General features: G+C 72.2%; 19 protein-coding genes. 16 read left to right on the top strand and 3 right to left on the bottom strand.

Annotation, left to right across the window (positions count from 1 at the left end; all coding sequences use genetic code 11):
* The first annotated feature begins 48 nt into the window (after positions 1-48).
* Both ACZ6TI_RS09560 and ACZ6TI_RS09565 read left to right on the top strand, forming a co-directional pair.
* Complete coding sequence (locus ACZ6TI_RS09560) at positions 49-684, top strand: NADH-quinone oxidoreductase subunit C (protein ID WP_465344553.1); 636 nt, start codon at positions 49-51, stop codon at positions 682-684.
* A complete protein-coding gene (locus ACZ6TI_RS09565) occupies positions 684-1,643 on the top strand; it encodes a complex I subunit 1/NuoH family protein (RefSeq protein ID WP_465344554.1) in 960 nt (319 codons plus the stop codon). Before ACZ6TI_RS09560 ends, ACZ6TI_RS09565 begins: the two co-directional genes overlap by 1 nt.
* Here ACZ6TI_RS09565 and ACZ6TI_RS09570 read toward each other — a convergent pair.
* Positions 1,627-2,484 (bottom strand): transglutaminase-like domain-containing protein, encoded by an 858-nt coding sequence (locus ACZ6TI_RS09570; protein ID WP_465344555.1) that lies wholly within the window; start codon positions 2,482-2,484, stop codon positions 1,627-1,629. The two genes, ACZ6TI_RS09565 and ACZ6TI_RS09570, sit on opposite strands and share 17 nt — an antisense overlap.
* A 90-nt stretch (positions 2,485-2,574) precedes the next feature.
* Between ACZ6TI_RS09570 and ACZ6TI_RS09575 the strand changes: the two genes are divergently transcribed.
* From ACZ6TI_RS09575 to ACZ6TI_RS09615, 9 genes are all read left to right on the top strand, one after another.
* The gene (locus ACZ6TI_RS09575) at positions 2,575-3,099 is read left to right on the top strand and encodes a NuoI/complex I 23 kDa subunit family protein (RefSeq protein ID WP_465344556.1); all 525 of its coding nucleotides are present in this window, start codon (positions 2,575-2,577) and stop codon (positions 3,097-3,099) included.
* Positions 3,096-3,620, top strand: a complete 525-nt coding sequence (locus ACZ6TI_RS09580) for an NADH-quinone oxidoreductase subunit J family protein (protein WP_465344557.1) — start codon at positions 3,096-3,098, stop codon at positions 3,618-3,620. Before ACZ6TI_RS09575 ends, ACZ6TI_RS09580 begins: the two co-directional genes overlap by 4 nt.
* Entirely contained in the window at positions 3,621-3,941 is a 321-nt protein-coding gene (gene nuoK / locus ACZ6TI_RS09585; RefSeq protein ID WP_465344558.1) for an NADH-quinone oxidoreductase subunit NuoK, read from the top strand. It begins immediately after the preceding gene.
* Positions 3,938-5,839: an NADH-quinone oxidoreductase subunit 5 family protein gene (locus tag ACZ6TI_RS09590; RefSeq protein WP_465344559.1), complete on the top strand. Its 1,902-nt coding sequence runs from the start codon at positions 3,938-3,940 to the stop codon at positions 5,837-5,839. The genes nuoK and ACZ6TI_RS09590 overlap by 4 nt, the downstream gene beginning before the upstream one ends.
* A complete protein-coding gene (locus ACZ6TI_RS09595) occupies positions 5,836-7,338 on the top strand; it encodes a complex I subunit 4 family protein (protein ID WP_465344560.1) in 1,503 nt (500 codons plus the stop codon). Before ACZ6TI_RS09590 ends, ACZ6TI_RS09595 begins: the two co-directional genes overlap by 4 nt.
* Positions 7,335-8,720, top strand: a complete 1,386-nt coding sequence (locus tag ACZ6TI_RS09600) for an NADH-quinone oxidoreductase subunit N (RefSeq protein ID WP_465344561.1) — start codon at positions 7,335-7,337, stop codon at positions 8,718-8,720. The genes ACZ6TI_RS09595 and ACZ6TI_RS09600 overlap by 4 nt, the downstream gene beginning before the upstream one ends.
* Positions 8,717-8,869: a hypothetical protein gene (locus tag ACZ6TI_RS09605; RefSeq protein WP_465344562.1), complete on the top strand. Its 153-nt coding sequence runs from the start codon at positions 8,717-8,719 to the stop codon at positions 8,867-8,869. Before ACZ6TI_RS09600 ends, ACZ6TI_RS09605 begins: the two co-directional genes overlap by 4 nt.
* Positions 8,870-9,081: 212 nt before the next feature.
* Entirely contained in the window at positions 9,082-9,363 is a 282-nt protein-coding gene (locus ACZ6TI_RS09610) for a hypothetical protein (protein ID WP_465344563.1), read from the top strand.
* A gap of 33 nt (positions 9,364-9,396) precedes the next feature.
* A complete protein-coding gene (locus tag ACZ6TI_RS09615; RefSeq protein ID WP_465344564.1) occupies positions 9,397-9,504 on the top strand; it encodes a VOC family protein in 108 nt (35 codons plus the stop codon).
* Positions 9,505-9,525: 21 nt separating this feature from the next.
* Here ACZ6TI_RS09615 and ACZ6TI_RS09620 read toward each other — a convergent pair whose 3' ends face one another.
* Together ACZ6TI_RS09620 and ACZ6TI_RS09625 are read right to left on the bottom strand one after the other, a co-directional pair.
* Entirely contained in the window at positions 9,526-9,996 is a 471-nt protein-coding gene (locus ACZ6TI_RS09620; protein WP_465344565.1) for a hypothetical protein, read from the bottom strand.
* Positions 9,993-10,616 (bottom strand): hypothetical protein, encoded by a 624-nt coding sequence (locus tag ACZ6TI_RS09625; RefSeq protein WP_465344566.1) that lies wholly within the window; start codon positions 10,614-10,616, stop codon positions 9,993-9,995. The genes ACZ6TI_RS09620 and ACZ6TI_RS09625 overlap by 4 nt, the downstream gene beginning before the upstream one ends.
* Positions 10,617-10,840: 224 nt before the next feature.
* On the opposite strand from ACZ6TI_RS09625, the gene ACZ6TI_RS09630 reads away from it, so the two are divergent.
* The 5 genes from ACZ6TI_RS09630 to ACZ6TI_RS09650 are packed head-to-tail and all read left to right on the top strand — an operon-like array spanning position 10,841 to position 19,203.
* On the top strand, positions 10,841-12,463 hold the full coding sequence (locus ACZ6TI_RS09630) for a S8 family peptidase (RefSeq protein ID WP_465344567.1): 1,623 nt from the start codon (positions 10,841-10,843) through the stop codon (positions 12,461-12,463).
* Complete coding sequence (locus tag ACZ6TI_RS09635; RefSeq protein ID WP_465344568.1) at positions 12,460-13,659, top strand: trypsin-like peptidase domain-containing protein; 1,200 nt, start codon at positions 12,460-12,462, stop codon at positions 13,657-13,659. The genes ACZ6TI_RS09630 and ACZ6TI_RS09635 overlap by 4 nt, the downstream gene beginning before the upstream one ends.
* A 2-nt stretch (positions 13,660-13,661) precedes the next feature.
* Entirely contained in the window at positions 13,662-14,744 is a 1,083-nt protein-coding gene (locus tag ACZ6TI_RS09640; RefSeq protein ID WP_465344569.1) for a hypothetical protein, read from the top strand.
* Positions 14,741-18,127 carry an AAA family ATPase gene (locus ACZ6TI_RS09645; protein ID WP_465344570.1) on the top strand — a complete coding sequence of 1,129 codons (3,387 nt, stop codon included), beginning with the start codon at positions 14,741-14,743 and terminating at the stop codon, positions 18,125-18,127. The genes ACZ6TI_RS09640 and ACZ6TI_RS09645 overlap by 4 nt, the downstream gene beginning before the upstream one ends.
* Positions 18,124-19,203, top strand: coding sequence for a trypsin-like serine peptidase (locus ACZ6TI_RS09650; RefSeq protein ID WP_465344571.1), 1,080 nt, complete (start codon positions 18,124-18,126; stop codon positions 19,201-19,203). The genes ACZ6TI_RS09645 and ACZ6TI_RS09650 overlap by 4 nt, the downstream gene beginning before the upstream one ends.
* The last annotated feature ends 91 nt before the right edge of the window (positions 19,204-19,294 follow it).

The raw sequence follows: 19,294 nt of genomic DNA on the forward strand, positions 1-19,294 counted from the left end.
CGGGCCTGCGGGGGGTGACCTCCGCGGGCCCGGATCTAGGATGCCTGCATGACGCCTGAAGAGGTCGGCGAGCGGCTGGTCGCCCTGCTGATCGCCGAAGCGCCGGAGGCCGGCGACGTGACCGCCGGGGTCTCCGGCGGCGGACCCGGCCACGAGCGTGCGGTGGTCGACGTGCCGGTCGCCCGCTGGTGGGCGGCCGCCGGCGCGGCGCTCGACCCGGGTGTGCTGGGCTGCGACTTCTTCGACTGGCTGTCCGCCGTCGACGAGCTCGACGAGGGCTTCTCGGTGATCTGCCACCTGTGGTCCAGCCGGCGCCGGCACGGGGTGCTGCTGCGGGCCCGGGTGCCCCGCGAGGAGCCGGTGGTGGAGACGCTGACCGACCTCTATCCGGGTGCGGCCTGGCACGAGCGCGAGACGCACGAGATGTTCGGCATCGGCTTTGCCCGGCACCCCGACCTGCGCCCGCTGCTGCTGCCGCCGGGCTTCGAGGGCAACCCGCTGCGCAAGGAGTTCGTGCTCGCCTCCCGGGTGGCCAAGCCGTGGCCGGGCGCCAAGGAGCCGGGCGAGAGCGAGGGCGGCGGGCCGGCCAAGCGCGCCCCGATGCGCCCGCCCGGCGTGCCCGATCCGAGCGAGTGGGGTCCGAAGGCCACCAAGCCCGCCGCCCCGCAGGACGAGGAGTCCTGATGCCGCTCTGGCTCGACCTGCTCATCCGGGTGGCCGCCGTGCTGGCCGCATTCCTGATCCTGCCGCTGGTGGTGGGCCAGGCCGAGCACAAGGTGATGGCGCACATGCAGGCCCGCCTGGGTCCGATGTATGCGGGCGGCTTCCACGGCTGGGCTCAGCTGGTGGCCGATGGCGTGAAGTTCCTGCAGAAGGAGGACATCACGCCGCGCGCCGCGGACCGGCACGTGTTCCGGCTGGCCCCGATCGTGGCGCTGTTCCCCTACCTGCTGGTCTTCCTGGCCCTGCCGCTCGGACCCGGCGGCCTGGTCGTCCAGGCCTTGGACATCGGCCTGTTCTTCGTGCTCGCCGTGCTCGGCGTCGGCGTGGTCGCGGTGCTGATGTCGGCGTGGGCGTCGGCGAACAAGTACAGCCTGCTCGGCGGCCTGCGCGGCGCGGCGCAACTGCTGGGGTACGAGCTGCCGCTGGTGCTCGCCGCGGCCAGCGTCGCGATGGCGGCGGGCACGCTCAGCCTGCCCGGCATCGTGGCGGCGTGGTCGCCGTGGTGGCTGATCTGGCAGGCGCCGGCCGCGGTGGTCTTCTTCATCTCCGGCCTCGCCGAGATCCGCCGCCCACCGTTCGACATGCCGATCGCCGAGTCCGAGCTGGTCTTCGGCTACATGACCGAGTACACCGGCATGCGCTTCGCATTCTTCCTGCTGGCGGAGTACGTGGGCATCGTGGTGATCGCCGCGCTCACCGCGATCCTGTTCCTCGGCGGCTGGCACGGCCCGTTCGCCGAGCACCTCGGCTGGCTGTGGACGCTGGCCAAGACGTTCGCGGTGACCTTCGTGATCATGTGGGTGCGGATGAGCAACCCGCGCCTGCGCGAGGACCAGCTGCAACGGCTCTGCTGGTTGGTCCTCGTGCCGGTCGCGCTGGGTCAGCTGGTGCTGACCGCGGTGGTCAAGGTGCTGACCTGATCGGCTCGAGCCGCTTGCGCAGGAAGTTGAAGACCTTGTCCGGCACCCGCACCCGCTCGTCCTCGTGCATCATCGTCCGCACCTCGGCGGTGTCCGGGGCCAGCGTCAGGGCGGAGAGCCGGTCGAAGAGCGGGTGTGCCGGCTCGGCCTCGTCCGTGGGCTCCGGCATGGCGCCCCAGACGTCCCAGGGGAGCAGCTCGACGTCGTCCAGGGCGGCCGCGTCCCGCATCACGTTGCCGGCGATCCACCACCAGCCCTGATCGACCCCGGTCAGACCGTAGAGGTCCGGGTCCTCGCCGCCTCGGTAGCGCTGCCACCCGTCGCCGGCGATCACGAACGCGCCCGGCGGCATGTCGGTCAGGTCGAAATCGATCTTCAGGGCGTCCCGCTGCAGACCGTCGATCTGCGCGTCGAGCATCCGCCAGCGCCCGCCGTCGTCGAACTCCACGACCCAGTGGTCCCCGTACTTTCCCGGATCGAAGTAGGTGCCGAACCCGCACCGCGCCCGCGCCGGCACCCCCGCGTGCCGCAGCAGAGCCACCGCGAGCACCGTGAACCCGCGACAGTTGGTGGCGATCCGGCCGGCCGGCTCCCGGGCCACGTCCAACGGCCGGTCGTCCTTGCGCACGATCGCGTCGAGCATGTCCTCGACGCGGCGCAGATGCACCGTGGCCTTGTCTTCGTCGCTGAGCGAGAGCCCATAGGCGTCCGCCCAGAACTCGTGGACCATCAGCCCCTGCACCACCCGGGCGATCCCGGCCGCGTCCCCCGGCATCCCGTCGAACAGTGCCTTGTGCTTGCCCGGATCGGTCATCACCCCGGGCTTGGAGTAGTTCGTCATGCGCTCCACTCAACAGCCTGACACGGTGTCAGGGTCAACCTCGGGGGGTGTGCTCGCCTGAGATCGGCCGAAGGGGCAGGATGTGCTCTTGTGAGTGAGGACGGGGAGCGGAGCACGCCGGGTGCGGGCCTGATCAACGGGCTTGCCGTCACCCTGCGCACGATGGTGTCGCGCAGCACCACGCAGCAATATCCGGACGTCGAGCCGGAGCTTCCGCCGCGTTCGCGCGGCGTGATCGCGCTGCTCGAGGAGAACTGCACGGTCTGCATGCTGTGCGCCCGCGAGTGTCCGGACTGGTGCATCTACATCGACTCGCACAAGGAAGAGGTCGTCGTCCCGGGCGCCGCCCGGCCGCGCCAGCGCAACGTGCTGGGCCGCTTCGACATCGACTTCTCGCTGTGCATGTACTGCGGCATCTGCATCGAGGTCTGCCCGTTCGACGCGCTGCACTGGACGCCCGAGTTCGAGTACGCCGAGACCGACGTCCTCGACCTGCTGCACGACAAGAGCCGGCTGGCCGCCTGGATGCCGACCGTCCCGCCGCCGCCCGCCCACGACGTGCTCGGTGAGCCCTCGAAGGAAGAGGCGAACGCGGCCAAGAAGGCCGCGAAGTGACGGTCGCCGACGCTCTTCTGCTCGCGCTGGGCGTCGTGGCGGTCGGCTCCGGCGCGCTCGTCGTCACCTCGCGGCACATCGTGCGCGCCGGGCTCTACCTGGTGATCAGCCTGGGTGCGATCGCCGGGCTCTATCTGGTGCTCGGCGCCGAGCTGGTGGCCTGGGTGCAGGTGCTGGTCTATGTGGGCGCGGTGGTCGTGCTGCTGCTCTTCGCGGTGATGCTGACCCGCGCGCCGATCGGCGCCTCGGACGACCTGGACCGACCGGTCTGGCCGGCCCTGCTGGTCGGCGGTGGGGTCGGGCTGGGCCTGGCCGCGCTGCTGGTGGACGCGTTCCGCTGGGCGATCTTCCCGCTGCCCGAGGCGGCCACCGCCGAGCGGATGGGCGCGCAGATCTTCGGCGCCTGGGTGCTGCCCTTCGAGGTGATCTCGATCCTGCTGCTGTCCGCGCTGATCGGGGCGATCGTGCTGTCCCGCCCGGACATCAAGGAAAGCCACCGCGACATCAAGGGGAGGGCGTAGATGCACGCCGTCATCCCCTACGTGATCGCCGCCCTGCTCTTCGGCCTCGGCGTCTATGGCGTGCTGCGCCGGCGCAACGCGATCCTGGTGCTGATGGCCGTCGAGCTGATGCTCAACGCGGTCAATGTGATCTTCGTGACCGCCGACGTCACGCTGCCGGAGAAAGAGCACGGCGGGGCGGTGTTCGCGCTCTTCGTGATCGTGCTGGCCGCCGCCGAGGTGGGTGTCGGGCTGGCCATCGTGCTGCAGTTCTATCGGTTGCGGCGGGCGGTCGCGGTGGACGAGATCGAACTGGACGAGACCGGGCAGGTCGCCCGGTGATCATCACGGCGATCTTCGGGACGGCGCTGCCCGGCGTACCCATCGTCTTGGGGTTGATCGGCCTTTTGCTGCGTCCTGGCGGGAGAAGGGGCGCGGCGGCTCTCGGGATCGCCGGCGCGGCACTGGCGCTGGCCATCACGGTGTTCTGGTTGATCATCTCGGACGATGTCTCCGAGGCGCACCTCGACTGGGTGAGCTTCGGCGACCTGGACGTGACGCTGGGCTTCTCCGCCGGACCGGCCGCCTTCTACGTCTGCCTCGCGGTCACCGTCGTCGCGCTCGCCGTGCAGATCTACTCGGTCGCCTATCTGCACGACGACGACCGGTACGCGCCCTACGCCGCCCAGGTCTCGCTCTTCACCGGCGCGATGCTGCTCGTGGTGACCTCCGGCGACCTGATCCTGCTGCTGGTCGGGTGGGAGGTGATGGGCATCTGCTCCTACCTGCTGATCGGCCACGACCGGCGGCTGCCCGAGGCGCCCGCCGCCGCGGTCAAGGCGTTCCTGGTCACCCGGGTCGGCGACGTCGGCTTCCTGCTCGGCATCGCGGTGCTCGGGGTGAGCGCGGGCAGTTTCCGGATCGACGAGGTGCTCGACCACGACCACAGCGCCGGCACGCTGACCGCCGCGCTGCTGCTCATCCTGGCCGGGGTGGCCGGCAAGAGCGCGCAGTTCCCGCTGCACACCTGGCTGCCGGACGCGATGGCCGGCCCGACCCCGATCTCCGCGCTGATCCACGCCGCCACCATGGTCGCCGCCGGGGTCTATGTGGTGTTCCGGCTCTATCCGCTCTTCGAGCAGTCGCCGGTGGCGCTGGCCACGCTCGGTGTGATGGCCGCGATCACGCTGCTGCTCGGCGCGCTCTCCGCGATGGCTCAGGACGACCTCAAGCGCGTGCTGGCCTGGTCGACGGTGTCCCAGATCGGCTACATGACCGGGGCGCTGGCCGTCGGCTCGCCCGCCGCGGCACTGTTCCACCTGCTCACCCACGCCGCGTTCAAGGCGCTGCTGTTCCTCGCGGCGGGCGCGGTGATCCACGCGGTCGGCACCAACTATCTGTCCCGGATGGGCGGCCTGCGCCGGACCATGCCGGTGACCTTCTGGTCCTTTGTGATCGGGCTCGGCGCGCTGGCCGGGGTGCCGCCGCTGGCCGGTTTCTGGTCGAAGGAGAACGTGCTGGTCGCGGCCGCGCACGCCACCGAGGGCGGGGAGGCGGCGCCGGTCTGGACCGGGTGGATCGTCTGGGTGGCCGCGCTGCTCGGCGTGCTGATCACCGCCTGGTACTCGACCCGCCTGCTGCTGCGCGCGTTCTTCGGCCCGTCCCGCGAATACGGCCCGGACGGTCCGGACTGGGAGGTCGGCTTCGACGACGCCCGATACGACCGCCCCGGCACCCCGCACGACCCGCCGCGGCTGATGCGCTGGCCGGTGCTGGTGCTGACCGTCCCGGCGGCGCTGGCCGGCCTGGCCGCGTTCGCCCCGGGCTTCCGTGAGGCGCTGGAGCTCGAGAACCCGCACCTGGACGTCGCCGTGGTGCTGCCGCTGGTGCTGCTGGTCACCGGCATCGGTGCGGCCTGGTGGCTGTGGCAGGCGGTGCCGGGCGTCGACCCGGTGGCCGCGCTGGGCCGGGCGCAGCCGTTGCTGGCCGACGGCTTCCACCTCGACGCGGCACAGAACGTTCTGGTGGTGCGGCCGATCCGGGCGCTGGCCGGAGCGTTCAAGACGATCGACGAGCGGGTGGTGGACGCGACCGTGGAGGGCACCGGCACCGCCGCGACCGGCGTCGGCACACTGCTGGCCGCCGCTCACAAGACCGCCCTGCCGCGGGCCGCCGTCGCCGTCTTCACCGGCGCGCTGCTGCTCGGCCTGCTCGCCGCGATCGTCGGAGGCGCCTCGTGAGTGCCCTGCTGATCGCCCTGATCGCGGTGCCCGCGCTGGGTGCGGCGCTGGTCGCGGTGGTGCCCGGCCGGTTGAGCCGGATCGGCGGCGCCGTGCTTGCCGCAGCCACGCTCGTGCTGGCCGTGGTGGTGGGCATCATCGCCGACCGGGAGCCGCGATTCTTCTACTACATGCCGGTGGACGCCGGTCCGCCGCCGCCGGTGCCGGTGGTGCCCTGGGGCCAGGTGGACCTGCCCTGGGTGCCGGCTCTGGACATCCGCTTCCACCTCGGCGTGGACGGCATCTCCTATCCGCTGATCGTGCTCACCGCGCTGCTCACGCTGCTGTGCTGCATCTACACGCTGGTCAAGGGCTCCGGGCGTACCCTGATCGCTCTGCTCTTGATCTTGGAAGCCGGCATCCTCGGCACCTTCCTCGCGCTCGACCTGGTCCTGTTCTTCGTGTTCTTCGAGGTCGTGCTGCTGCCGATGTACGCGATCATCGCCGGCTGGGGTGGACCCGACCGGCGGCGGGCGGCGCGCAAGTTCGTGCTCTACACGCTCTTCGGCTCGGTGCTGCTGCTGCTCGGCGTGTTCACCGTCGTGGTGGCGGCCGGCACCGCGGACCTGTTCGCCCTGGCCGGCGGCCTCGGCCTGTCCCGCAACACGCAATACCTGGCGTTCACCCTGTTCGCGGTGGCGTTCGCGGTGAAGGCGCCACTCTGGCCGCTGCACACCTGGCTGCCCGACGCGCACACCGAGGCGCCGACGGTCGGCAGCGTGATGCTCGCCGGGGTGCTGCTGAAGATGGGCACCTACGGCCTGATCCGGGTCGGTGTCGGGGTGGCGCCGCTGGGCGCCGCGTGGGCCGCGCCGGTGCTGGCCGTGCTGGCGGTGGCGGCGATCATCGCGGGTTCGCTGATCTGTCTGCGGCAGACCGAGCTGAAGCGGCTGATCGCCTATTCCAGCGTCGGCCACATGGGCTTCGTGCTGCTCGGCATCGCCACGCTGACGATCACCGGCGTGCAGGCCGCGCTGATCGGCAACATCGCGCACGGCGTCATCACCGGCCTGCTGTTCTTCCTGGCCGGCGCGATCAAGGACCGAGCGCACACCGGCCTGCTCAGCGAACTCGGCGGCCTGCGCGAGACCGCACCGCGCCTGGCCGGTCTGCTCGGCTTCGCGGCGATCGCCTCGCTGGGACTGCCCGGCCTCGCGGGATTCTGGGGTGAGGCGTTCGCGGTGGTCGCCGCCGTCGAACGTGGCGGGCCACTGTGGATCACCCTGGCCGTGCTGGCCGCGATCGGTGGCGCGCTCACCGCGGCCTACTTCCTGCGTCTGCTCCGCGTCGTCACCCACGGCCCGGCCGCGCTGGAGATCGCCGAGCCGCGGGTCGCCCGGGTCGAGTGGATCGCCTGGTCGCCGCTGATCCTGCTGGCCCTGGTGATCGGCCTGGTCCCGGCGCTGGTGCTGACCCAGACACCGGATCCGATCGGCGCGCTCACGGAGGCCCTGCGATGACCCAGGCCGTCGATCACGCCAGCCTGCTGCCGCTCTATGCGGCCGCCGGCGCCGCGGTGCTCGTCCTGATCGCCGACCTCACGGTGGGTCGGCGCTTCGCGATTTTCGGTACCGCCGCGGCCGGCGCCGTGATCACCCTGGTGTGCGCGCTGTTCGGCTCGTCGTCGCCCACGTTCTGCGTCGGCGCCGACTGCTCGTGGATCCCGGCGCCGTCCGCGGTCGTGGTGGCGGTCGTCTTCGCCGCGCTCACCCTCGGCGTGCTGGCCGTGTCCACCCGCACGTCGGCGCCGCCGGGCGAATACTGCTTCCTGCTGATGTGCTCGATGACCGGCGGCGTGGTGATCGGGTACGCCGGCGACCTGCTCACCCTGATCGTCGGCCTGGAGACCCTGACCCTCCCGCTGTATGTCCTGGTCGGACTCAAGCGCACCGCGACGGCGGCCGCGTCGGCGGTGACGTTCTTCCTGGTCAGTGTCATCTCGACGGCGATCGCGCTGCTCGGCGCGGCGCTGCTGTTCGCGGCCACCGGCGCGCTGCACCTGGCCGCCCTGGGGTCCGGCGACACCCCGCTGGCCGGCGTGGGCGCGTCCCTGATCGTCGTCGGCTTCGCCTTCAAGGTGGCCGCGGTCCCGCTGCACGCCTGGGCGCCCGCGACCTATGACGGCGCCCCGATCCCGATCGCGGCATACCTGTCGACCGCGTCGAAGCTCGGCGGCGTGGTCGCCCTGGCGGCGGTGGTCACCCGCCTGGACACCGGCGCGCTGCTCGCCACGCTGTCCGTGCTGACCATGACCGTCGGCAACCTGGTGGCGCTGCGGCAGACCCGGATGATCCGGCTGCTGGCCTGGTCGTCGGTGGCGCAGGCGGGCTACATCCTGGCTCCCCTGGCGGCCGGCGCCGCGGGCGTGCCGGCCGCGCTGGCATATGCGGCGTTCTTCGTGGCCCTGGAGTTCGTCGCGTTCGCGGTGATCGTGGCCCTGCTCCCACCGGACGCCGACGGCGGCGAGATCTCGTCCTATCGCGGCGTGGCCAAGCGTTCCCCATGGCCGGCGGCCGCCCTGGTGTTGGCCCTGGCCGGCCTGGCGGGCCTGCCACCGGGCCTGGCCGGCCTCTTCGCCAAGATCACCATTGTGGACACCCTGATCGACACCGGCTGGACCTGGCTGGCCGGCGTGGTGGCCCTGAACGCGGTGATCGCCCTGGCCTATTACGTCCGCACCGCGGCGATCCTCTATGCGGACGCCCCCGGAATCGCGGTGGCCGACCTGCGCCTGCCCAAGCTCCCGGTGCCGTGGCCCACCGCCACCACGCTGATCGTCGCCTCCGCGGTGGCGGTCACCCTGGGCTTCGCGCCACAACTGCTCTTCACGGCGCTGACGTGACGTTCCGGCTGATCCTCGGTGGCACGTTCTTCGCGCTGGGCATGACGCTGGCCATGCTGGACTTCCTCGCCGACCAGGACACCCTGCTGGCCGGCTTCGCCGCCCTGCTCTTCGGCGCGGTCACCCTGGGTTCCGCGCTGCGTCGGTAGCCCGCAGCCGGTCTCCCGGCGCCGGCCCATCAGGGCGGCTTCGGGTCACCGGCTGCGGGCGAAGCCTCGTCGCCTGGGCCGAATACCCATACCGCATCCGCCGCAGTGCCAGCGACGACCCCGCCACCCTCACCGCCCTAGCCGACCGCGGACATACCCTGCAAGAACAACTCGCAGAATCCCACGCCTGGATCGCCGCAGAAAACCGGGCTATGAGCGAAGTCTTCGACGGCTGTCTTCGCGAAATCAGCACACTGGTCGGACCGGCCTGCGGCGCGGCCTGGCAGGAAGCACCCATCGAGACGAGCGCCGGGATGAACCTCGGCGACTTCGGCCCCCGTGGCATCAATCGGATCATCTCCCGCATGGAACGCGCGGTCCTCTACCGCTTCGGATTCCGCCGCCTCATGTGGCGTCGATGGATACTACGCAGGCTGCGACGCCGAGACTGCGTGACCGAGGCCGTCGGCAGCGAAAGCAAAGGTCCTGAGTAACCCCATTTGTAGCCCAGAGTGGCCCTGACCTCGATGGCGAGGGGTCGCAGTCGGCGCCCAGTTGATCGACACCCAGAGCGACCGGGGACCCTCACCCACGTCATGCGCGACCCGGAGGGCAACGAGTTCTGCCTGCACTGACGACCATTGCCCGGGCTCCTCTCAGCCGGTTTCCCGGCGCAGGTCGGCCCGGATCTCGCCGCGGTGGCGGCGCGCTGCACGCGGCGGCGCGACCAGTGGTTTGAGCTTGGTGAGGGCGGCCCGCACCCCGCGGTAGGACTTCAGCGCGGCGGGCACGACCGACTTGATCGCCTTGCGCTGCTCGGCCAGGCTGATTCCGCCCTTGGTCATCGTGCCCATCGTCCAGACCAGGTCGACGGTGACGCTGATGGCGTCGTCCACGGCCGTCCGAGTGAGCTGCAGTGCCGGGACGAGATCGCGCGAGGGTCCCCGGTTGAGCCGTGCGTCCACCTCGGTAGCGAGTTTGCGCAGCGTGGCCTGCAGGGGTGGGGCGGCCGTGCTGACGTCGGCAGCGATCTCTGCCGGGCTCGCGCCGCCGAGCGCGTTGACCACACTCCGGCTTCCGCTCAGTGCGGACTCGGCCGCCACGACCGCCTTGTAGAGCTCGGTCACCGGGGCCGCCGGACCAACGCGGCCAGTTGCTCGGCGGCGTCGGCCAGCCGGCCCGCCGTGGCGTCCGCGAGTGCTTCCGCCGCGCGGGCCTGTGCTTCGGCCATGCGCCGGTTCAGCCGCATCGTCGCCACCCGTTCGTCATAGCCGAGCTCGGCGGCCGGGATGTCCCGCCGCCACACCTCCAACTGCCAGCCGAGGTCGTCGAGTGGTTCGCGGATGAGCGGCCGGGCGATGGCCAGCTCGACCGGCGTTGGGTCGGGGCCGAGACACGCAACCTCGTGGTTCAGGCGCTGGACCGCCGCGACCAGCTCGGGCGGGAATTCGGCGTCGGACGCGGCCGTCGGATCCGGCACGGCCCGCAGGTGCCGCCGCGGCGGCACTGCCTCCTCCTCCATCCAGTCCAGGATCGCCTGGTGGCACGCCGCCTTGCCGTCGTCCCCGAGCACGCTTTCAAGGAGTGCGATATCCACATCGGCGCGAGCGGCAGCGTCGAGCAGGCGAGTCCAGATGTCGCGGCGGCTGCCGCGGAAATCGATGTCGTCAGCGAGGCCGGCGGAAACATGGCGGGCGAGCAGCTCGGCCTCGTCCGGCGAATAAGCCTTGATCAGGCCATGCGCCACGGCCTGGGCGGACTGCTTTCTCCACTCCCACCCGCCGGGGTTTCCCATAGCACCGCCTCCCGCCCTCCTCGTTCAGCTTCACTCACCCCTTCGGGCGGGGCAATGACGTAGATCCGGCAGCGCGGTCCCTCGATCCGTCATTTCCGCGGCGTCGGTAAGAAAGCCGACGCCACTCGCTGCGCAGTCAGGTGGATACTCCCGGTCACCCAGCGAAGGGAACGACCATGGATCCCACGACTCCGGCCGGCTCAGCGGCTGTCCTCGCCGCGACCAGACCGCGTCTCGCCGGCGAGCTGCCGGCCCGCTATCTGCTGGAGACCGCCCCCGGACAGGACCCCGTCGTGGTCGCGGCAGAGGTCATCGTGGCGCTCGCCGGCCTCGAACCGGAGGTCACCCCGCTGTCCGTCCTCGATCCGGACGTGCTGGTGGTCACGCTGCCCGGACGCACGCTGGAGCACGTCGAGCCGGCCGACGCCTTCGCCGCGGGCTATCTGCTCGCCGACGAGCTCGCGCTGCCCACCGTCGAGCCCGACCTGCCCACCCCGTTCTTCTGGGAGCGGGACGAACCGGCGGACGGGCCGGTCGAGGAGAGCGGCTCGGACTTCCCGCCCGGCTGCTGGGCGGCGCACGAGCCCAACCTCGACGGCGACCCGCGGTGGGCGCTCGACAAGATGCGCGTCCCGCAGGCGTGGCAGTTCTCGGTGGCGCACGGACGGCCCAGCCACGGCGCCGGCGTCATCGTGGCGCAGCCGGACACCGGCGTGACCGAGCACGCCGAGCTGGCCGGCGTGATCCGGGCCGGCGGCTTCAACACGCTCACCGGCAGAGCCGACCCGACCGACCCGAGGGCCGGCGGCAACGAGGGGCACGGCACCGGCACGGCGAGCGTGCTGATCTCGCCGGAGCTGCCGACCGTCGTCGGATCGGCCCCGCGGGCACAGCACATGCCGATCCGGGCCATCGAGAGCGTCATCCGGATCACCCAGGGCTCGGTGGCCGAGGCCATCGACTGGGCGGTCCAGCACGGCGCCCACGTGATCACCATGAGCCTCGGCGGGGTGCCGTCGTTCGCGCTGCACCGGGCGTTGCGCCGGGCCGTGGCGGCGGACGTGATCGTGCTGGCGGCGGCCGGGAACTGCGTGCGTACCGTGGTCTGGCCGGCTCGCTACGACGAGTGCGTGGCGGTCGGCGGCAGCAACTCCGGCGACGGCATGTGGAAGGGCTCGTGCCGCGGCTCGGCGGTGGACATCGCGGCGCCCGCGCAGAACGTGCTGCGCGCGGGCGTGCCCAGCGGCGCCGGGCAGGGGCAGGGCACCAGCTTCGCGGTGGCGCTGACCGCCGGGGTGGCCGCGCTCTGGCTGGCTCACCACGGCCGGGCCAACCTGATCGGCGCGGCCCGGGCCCGGGGCGAGACGGTGCAGGTGATGTTCCGCCGGCTGCTGCAGGCCACCTCGCGCCGGCCGGCCACCTGGTTTCCGCAGGAGCTGGGTCCGGGCATCGTGGACGCGGCCGCGCTGCTGGCCGCCGACCTCGACCTGGGTCGCGACGTCGAATCCGTGCCGCCGCCCGCCGACCCGCAGGAATCCGCCGCGGTCTCGGTGGCCTCGCTGGTCGCCGAGGTGGCCGGGGCGCGGGCCGCGAGCGACGACGCGATCGACTGGCGGCGCTACGGCGCGGAACTGGCCACCTCCCTGCTGATGAACCGGACGCCGGTGGTCGAGCCGCGGCCGGAGAAGCCGGAGGCGCCGACGGTCAGCCTGCCGCTGGCGAACGCGGTGCGTAACCCGGCCCTGCGCGACGCGCTCGGCCTGGACCAGGACCTCGGTCCGGAGGTGGGGGAGTCATGACGGATCGTGCGGAACGACTGCGGGTGCTGGTCGCGGCCCGATCGCTGGCCGAGCGACGCGGCGTGGCGCCGGAGTCGGTGAGCGACGAGGAGGCCGCGACGGCAACGCCCGGCGCCGGCGACGTGACCGCCCGGGTCGAGCAGGCACTGGCCGGCGGGCTGGACGAACGGCCGCCGGACGAGATCGGCGACCCGCGTGACTATCGGCGCGCCCTGGACCTGCTGCTGACCACGACCAACCGGGTGGTGCGGCGGCTGGACGAGGATCCGCGGGCGCCGCTCGGCGCGGACGACATGCTGGCGCTGGAGGCGGTGGTGCGCACCGACGGGAGCCGGCCCACGCTGCTGATCCGCGACGGCGTGGTGGACGCGAACCATCCGCTGGCCGGTGACTGGGCCGGCCCGCTGGGCACCACGCAGGACCGGTTGCGCGACCCGATCAGCGCGATCGGGCGCATCGAACCGACCGGCGCGACGTCACGCAGCTTCTTCGGCACCGGCTGGCTGGTGGACGCGGACGCCGGGCTGGTGCTCACCAACCAGCACGTGATCGACGGCATCTGGAAGCGGCTGCCGCACCGGATCGAGCCGACCGAGCACGGCTTCAAGATCCTCGACTCGGTGTTCATCGACTTCGCCGGCGAGTCCGGCCGCTCGCGCACCAACCGTTATCGGGTGGTCGAGGCGACCGGGTCCGGGATCGGCGGCGGCTCCCGGTACGAGCGCCTGGACGCCGCCGTACTCCGGATCGAGCGCACCGCCGAGAGCGACCCGCAGCCGATCAAGCCCATCCCGGTGATCGCCGATCCCACCGGGCCGGACGGCAACCTCGGCTCGTTCTGTGTGATCGGCTTCCCGGCCCCGCCGGCCTATCCCGGCGGCCTGCACGAGGGCGTCGACTGGAACTGGGTGAACACCACCCTGTTCGGCAACCGCTACGGCGTGAAGCGGCTGGCTCCGGGCGTCACCCACCGTCCACTCGGCACGTTCGACTCGGACCCGCGCCGGTGGGTCTTCGGCCACGACGCCACCACGCTCGGCGGCAACTCCGGCTCGCCGGTGCTGAGCTGGCTGGACGACGGTCCGGGCGGGTTCGGCCTGCACTTCGCCGGCGCCACCGCCGACTACAACGTGGCGCACGCCGTCGCGCCGTCCGCCGACCAGTTGCGTGCCATCGGCGTTCCGGTGCGGGGCTGACCGTGTTTCCGTTCGCCGGCCCGTGCCCCTTCCCCTTCCACCGCAACGAGGCGAAGGTCCTTTTCGACGTGCTGGTCCGCGACGTCGGCCAGACCGGGCAGATCGACCTGCTGATCCGCAACGCCATGGCCGTCGTGGTCCCGCTGAACCTGAACAACCTGACCATTCTGGAGATCTGGCGGCAGGGCGTCGACATGGTGGCCCGGGCCGGTGCGCTGACGAAGTTCCTCGAGCAGTTGACGACGCAGGACTCGCTGCCGGCGGTGCAGGAGGCGGCGAAGGCGCTGCTCGCGGTGCGCCCGGCCGTCGAGCGGCACATCCACGGCGGCCGGGTGGTCGTCGACCGCGAGGATCTGCGCCGCGAGATCACCCTGCTGACCGACCGTCCCGACGAGTTCGAGTCGGCCAAGGTGCTGCTGGTCCGCGGCGGCCCGCGATCGGGAAAGTCGTGGAGCCGGCACCTGTTCGAGCAGGTCGCCCGCGATCAGGGTGCCGAGGTGACCTATCTGGTGCAGGGCACGGTCGGCACCGTGGAGGAGGTGCTGGACAAGCTCTTCGGCCTGCTCGACGCCAAGGACCTGATTCCCAAGGTGGACTCCACCCCGGACGCCTGGTACCGCAAGGCCTCGAACGCGCTGGGCGCGGCCGCGATCCGCCGGGAGAAGGCGCTGTGGATCGCGGTGGACGACCTGGGGCCGGGCGAGGACGGCGTCACGCCCCTGATGGACGCGCCGATCCGCGCGTTCTTCGACACGTTCGCGATGCAGCTGGTGGACCCGGCGATGAACAGGTGGTTCCGGCTGATGCTGATCCACTATCCGGACGGGAAGGTGCCGACCCGCTGGGACACCGATCTGTGGCGCGAGGACCGGCCGGACCGCGACAAGGTCGACACCGACGCGGTCGTCAAGGTGTTGCGCGAGCGGCTGTCCGATCGCAACGAGGACGCGCCGGCCGAGACCGTGAAGAGCTGGGCCGAGCAGGTGATCGCGGCCGCCGCGGACGTGCCCGCGGAGGAACGGCTGCGGTCGATCCAACAGGCCCTGATGTCCCGGCTCCGCACGCTGGCCGGAGGAACCCCATGATCCTGCGGGCCGGAACCTATCCGCTCGGCGATTTCATCGCCGGGCTGCAATCGCTGGAGCGATCGCTGGTCTGGGTCGACCTCGGCGCGAGCTTCTGCACCGGCTGGGTGATCGCGCCCGGCCTGGTGGTCATTCCCGGGTACGCCCTGAGCACCGGCACCGAGCCACAGCGCATCGCCTGCGGGGCGGCCGACGGCGCCGCCACCGCACCCGCCGAGGTGGTCTACACGCCGGCGTCCGATCAAACGCTGCGCCCGGCACTGCTGCGGCTGGCCGGCGACCTGCCGGTGGACCCGCTCGCGCTTGACCTCAGTGCCCCGACGCCCGGCCGGCAACTGCTCGTGCTGCACCACCCCCGCGGTCAGCACCGCGCCGAGCTCAGCCTCGGCCAGGTGCTCGAGGCCGGCGAGTCCCCGCTGCTGCGGCACGACGCGGGCACCGACGTCGGCTCCGGCGGCGCCCCGGTGGTCAGCGCCGACACCATGAAGCTCGTCGGCATGCACGTGCGAAGCAACCCGGACGGCTACAACGAGGCGGTCCCGATCGCCACCCTGCTGGACGAGTTGCACGGCACCCCGTTCTGGCCGGAGATCGCGGTGCCGCACCGGCTCGCGGAGCTCGGCCCGGTCGAGTCGCAGCCGTCCGATCCGCTGGCCGGGGAGTCGCTGCTGCGCTTCGCCCTGCGCTGGAACTTCGACCCGAGAGGCTGCTCCGGGCGGGAACGCGAAACGCTGCGCCCGCTGGTCAGCGACCCCGACGCGACGACCTGGTCGATGCTGCCCGACGAGCGCCGCAACCTGATCAAAGCGGCCGCGCCGCTGCCGCCGGCCGCATCGGTGCCGAACGGCGTGGATCGCCACCCCGGGCAGCGCGCCATCGACCGGATCGTGGCCGGGCCGCCGTTCGACCTGGCCGCGGTCGACGAGGAGGAGCTGCCGTTCTGGCTGCAGGCGGTCGGCTGGTTCGCCGGCGCGGTGCCGGACCTGCCCAGCCCGGCCGACGTGCACCGCGAGCTGGCCGGCCGCCGCGTCCGCAGCCGGTTGCACGCGATGATCGGCCCGCGGCTCTGGGGGCGGGCGTCCGAATTGACCCGGATGCGCCGCTGGCACGCCGATCCCGGCTCGGGCCCGCTGCTGATCACCGGTGTCGGCGGGGTCGGCAAGTCGGCGCTCATCGCCGAGTTCGCCCGCGGCCTGCCGCCCCGCACGGTGCTGCTCTGGCTCGACTTCGACCGGGCCGACCTGGCGCCGGACGACGCGGACTCGGTGCTGAGCGCGCTCGCCGAACAGCTCACCGTGCAACTCGACGCGGCGGCCGGTCCGGTGCCGCCGACCGCGCAGGGGCTGGCCGCGCTGCTGGAGGCGCTGCGCGATCGGACGCCGCTGCTGGTGCTGGACGGCTTCGAGATCGCCCAGCACGCGCCGCGCCACGAGGAGATCTGGACGGTGCTGACCCAGCTGCTCGGCGCCCGCCCGGCGTTGCATGTGGTGGTGAGCGGGCGGGCGGACGTACCCGGATTGGCCCTCGGCGGGCACCTGGCCGAGCGGCTCACGCTGCCCGGCCTGGCACCGCCGGCGGCCGAGGCCTGGCTGCGCGACCAGGGCGTGACCGACCCGGCGACCCTCACCGCCGTGCTGGCGACCGCGGACGGCGTGCCGCTCATCCTCAAGCTCGCGGCCCGCCTGATCGACGCCGGCGGCGACGTCGCGGACATTCCGCACCAACTCGTCGAGGGCTACCTCTACCAGCGCATTCTCGACCGCGTGGTGGACCTTTCGCTGCGGCCGCTGGCGCACGACGCGCTGGTGTTGCGGCGGCTGACCGCGCCGATGCTGGCCGAGGTGCTCGGCGATCGCATGCCGGCCCGGCGCAGCCCGGAGACCGTGCTGGAACAGCTGGCGCGCGAGCTGACGGTGGCCGAGGGAAAGGCCCCGGACGCGATGCCGGTCGCGGAGGTCTCGCTGCGGATGCGCCCGGAGGTGCGCACGGCGACGCTGCGCCTGCTGGAGCGGGAGGACCCCGATCGGGTCCGCGAGATCGACACCCGCGCGGTCGCCTGGTATTCCTCGCACGGCGCCCCGACTCCGGTCGAAGCCGCCGAGCACGTCTATCACCTGCTGCGACTCGGCGACGTCACCGGCGCGGAGGCGGCCTGGGAGAACAGCTGCGCAAGCCTGCTGCTGCAGGCGGAGGAGGAGATTCCGGAGCAACACCCGCGGGCCCGTGCGTGGTTGCGCGATCGCACCGGCGACACCGCGGTGGTGGCCGAGGTCTGGGAGCCCGAGATGTACGCCGAGGTGCGCCATCTCGTGAAACGCGACAACCTGCCGGCGGCCGCGGCCCTGCTGGCGTCCCGGATCGAGCGGTCACCGGACAGCCCGCTGCTCGAGTACGACGCGTGGCTGCGCTGGCAGCTGCACGGGGACGTGGTCGGCGCCCGCGCGATCATCGGCCGGCCGCGGCGCCGGTCCGGGCGCGTGCTGGCGGCCTGGCTCGCCGCGCAGGACGGCGACCCGCGCACCGCCGAGGAGCTGCTGTCCCCTCTGGACAGCCCGTCCGGGTGGCAGCAGAAGGGGGACCCGCCGGACGCGGCCCTGGCGGTGCGGGCGGCGCGGATCCGGCTGACCGTCGACCTGGACGACGAGGAACTGCTGACCGAGGCGTTGATCGCCGCCCGGTACGGCGGGCTCGGCGACGCCCTGCGCCGGGTGTTGTTGCCGGGCGACGTGCTGCTGCCGTCGCTCTCCGTCGCGCTCGAGGGCGAGGTCGGCCACAGCCTGGAATCGTTGCGCCACACGGTGCCCGTCACCGCGGAGCGCGCCGACTTCCTGACGCGGCTGCTGGACGAGCGGCTCTATCGGACCCGCACCGACGATCCGCGGCTGACCATCGGCGCGCAGACCCGCCCGGCCTGGACCGCGCGGGAGGTGGGGCTGCGGCCCGAGGACGTGCTGGCCGGCGGCTCGTCGCCGGACATCGAACTCGGCTTCGACCTGGCGGTCCGCGCGACCTGGCGCTGGTCGCTCGCGGTCCGGGACTCGTTCCTCGCGGACCTCGACACGGCGACCCGGGCGGGCGAGGGTTCGCTGGTGCTGAGCGCCGCGCGCGCCCTCTGCGTCTTCCACGGGCAGCCGTTGAGCCTCCCCAGTGGACGCACGCTCAAGGACATGACCCAGATGGCCGGGCTGGCCTCCTATCTGCCGCCGACGGTCCGGCAGACGTCGACCATGGCTCGCGAGGAGCGCCGGCTGGGTCGTCGCACGAAGAAGGGGCGCGACGTGCTCACCGACCTCTTCCACTACCTGACGCCGCCCGAGCCGCTGCACCTGTTGACCCGCATCGAGCTGGGCATCCCGGAAACCCTCAAGGACGAACGCCCATGAGCATCTTCGACGCGCCGTCCTACCCGTTCCACGAGGACGCCGCCCAGCAACTCCACGACACTCTCGTCGACCTCCAGCCCACCGTCCAGGGCGCCCTGCTGGTGGCCGCCCGCGCGCACATCAACACCAACCTGATCGTGCACCAGCAGCCCGTCCTGTTCCTCTGGAAGGACATCCTGCAGCAGGCCTCCACTGCCCGCCGCCTGCGTCAACTCGTGCAGGAAGCGCTGGCCATGCTGGCGAGCGACCACCCGGCCCGAGCCTTCCTCGAAGACCTCCTCGCCGACCGCCGGATCACCGTCTCCGCCGAGCCACGATCCGCCGACGGCACCGCCACCTTCCTGCGGGACGACGACACGGTCAGCGAACCCGAGGCGATGCTGTTCGGCGACGACCTGACCCTGGCCGCGGGCCGCCTGCCCGGCCTGATCGGCACGTTGCGGCGTCTGGTCGCCCTCGCGCCCGGAGTGTGCAAGCTGACCGTCGGCTTCGGCGGTTCCGGCGAGCAGTTCGGCACCGCGTTCCGGGTCGCGCCGGACCTGTTGCTGACCAACTGGCACGTGCTGCACCGGCGCGACGACGGCGCCGTCGCGACCACCGTCAACGCCGAGTTCGGCTTCGACGAGGACGAGCGGGGCGCCCTGCTGGCCGGCACCCCGGTGCGCTGCGACGCCGCGCTGGTGGCCGGCGACCTCGCGGACGACTGGCTGCTGCTGCGCACCCTCGACCCGCTGAAGGACGACTGGCCGGTGCTGTCCCTGTCCGCCGCCACCACGCCGGAGCTGAACAGCGCGGCCTACGTGATCCAGCACCCGTACGGCGCCCGCAAACGGATCGGCTTCGTCCGCAATCAGGTTTCGCACGTGGACGACCGGGTGGTGCACTACCTGACGGACACGGCGGTGGGCTCGTCCGGTTCTCCGGTGGTGGACGCGGCCGGCGCGCTCATCGCCCTGCACCACCGCGGCGGGCACCCGCAGACCGTGGCCGGCAAACCCCCGATCCGCAAGAACGAGGGCATCCGGATCCCCCGGGTCGTGGCCGGCATCGCCGCGGCCGGCATCGCCATCGGATAGATCGACTACGTACAGCCAACTCACAACTACTTCCGGATGAATTCACTGGTGAGCGATGTTCTCTAGAGGTGCGGGCCCACCGGCCCACATC

Source organism: Actinoplanes sp. NPDC051388 (assembly GCF_055586225.1).